Genomic DNA, 1439 nt, shown 5'->3' with positions numbered 1-1439 from the left:
ACCCAAAAACAGATTTCTCTTTTTCTGACCCTGTAGAAAACATTCCTGTTGAGTTCCTAGGCGAAGACCTAACCATCACAGATGATGAAATCACAGCATGGGATTGGGATTTTGGAGGGCTAGGTACTGCCGACATACAAAACCCTAGCTTTACTTTCTTGGTCACAGAAGACATCCTCGTTGAACTAACTGTCGCTACCCTACAGGGATGTAGTGAGACCATTCAAAAAACACTCTCTGTACAATCAGCCATAGAGCCTACAGTCAGCTTCTCCACAGTATCATCTCCCTCCTGCATCGGGGAGAACATCCCCCTAAGCAACAACTCCATTAATGCCCAAGCCTATTTCTGGGACTTTTGCCCGCAAAGCTACCTATCTTCTAGTAGCATCCTGTTTTCTAACGACATCTCCGAAGTAGATGCTATATATGACCTAGCTATGGCTAGCTATGGCGAAACTGCTTTTGCCTTCGTATCTGATTACAACAACGATGATATTGCTAGAATCTCTTTCTCTGATTTTCCCAATATCGATGCAACCGACTTCCTCACTACAGGCATCTCTGCGCCTAAGGGTATAAAAATGTTCGAAACAAAGGGAAACTGGTGGGCGATCGTTACCAATAATGACAATGATGTCTTTAGACTCTCTTTTGGCGATGATCTAAATACTGAACCCTCGGTCGAACTAATCGATAATTACGGAATCAGCGATCTAAGATCGCTCGACATCATCCAAAATGACAGTGGAGATATATATGCCATCATTGCTGGTGGCGGAACTGGCTCTAGAGTCATTGTCCTTGATTTTGGTGACGCAATCTCAAACACGCCTTCCGCAAAAATTCATACCACATCTGGCGCATACCCTTCTGATGTAGCTCTAGTCCATGAAAGCGAAAACTGGTTCGCCATCCTTAGCACGGTTGGTAGTGGCCCCTTTATCCTCGATTTTGGAAATGACATAATGGTCAACTCTCCTACAATAACACCCATAACTGGTATTGGAAAATCCGCTGGTGTAGTCATAAAACAAGATGAAACAGGCTATGCAGCCTTCTTCGCTACTACCACTAGTGCAGATATATACCGAGCGCAGTTTGGAACTTCTATCAACAACCCAAACCCTACCATCGAAAACCTCGGTGATTACAACACACTATCAACCACTATAGGGTTAGACCTACTATACCACGAAGCTTCCTACGCGCTAATGGCGGGTACACTCAATGATCAAAACCTTACCGCCATCTCCTTCGAGAAAAATTGTGAGGTATCACAGCTCTCTAGTCAAGAAACAGCCCCTACCAACATCAGATACTCTGCCACTGGTAGCTACCCCGTCACCCTCACAGCATATAACGAACAAGGTATCGAAAGAGCCTACTATCACAACATTGAAGTCAACTCTTCATCTGCTCCTAATATCTCCTTTAGC

Annotated in this window: 1 protein-coding gene; it reads left to right on the top strand. The window is 44.4% G+C overall.

Annotation, left to right across the window (positions count from 1 at the left end; all coding sequences use genetic code 11):
• A partial coding sequence (locus tag BGP76_RS20290) for a hypothetical protein (RefSeq protein ID WP_158584167.1) occupies window positions 1-1439 on the top strand: 1439 nt, incomplete at both ends.

This window comes from Reichenbachiella sp. MSK19-1 (assembly GCF_003590315.1).
Taxonomy (GTDB): domain Bacteria; phylum Bacteroidota; class Bacteroidia; order Cytophagales; family Cyclobacteriaceae; genus Reichenbachiella; species Reichenbachiella agariperforans.
Note: the sequence above shows the minus strand (reverse complement) of the source record. Positions and strands in the feature narration are given on the sequence as shown.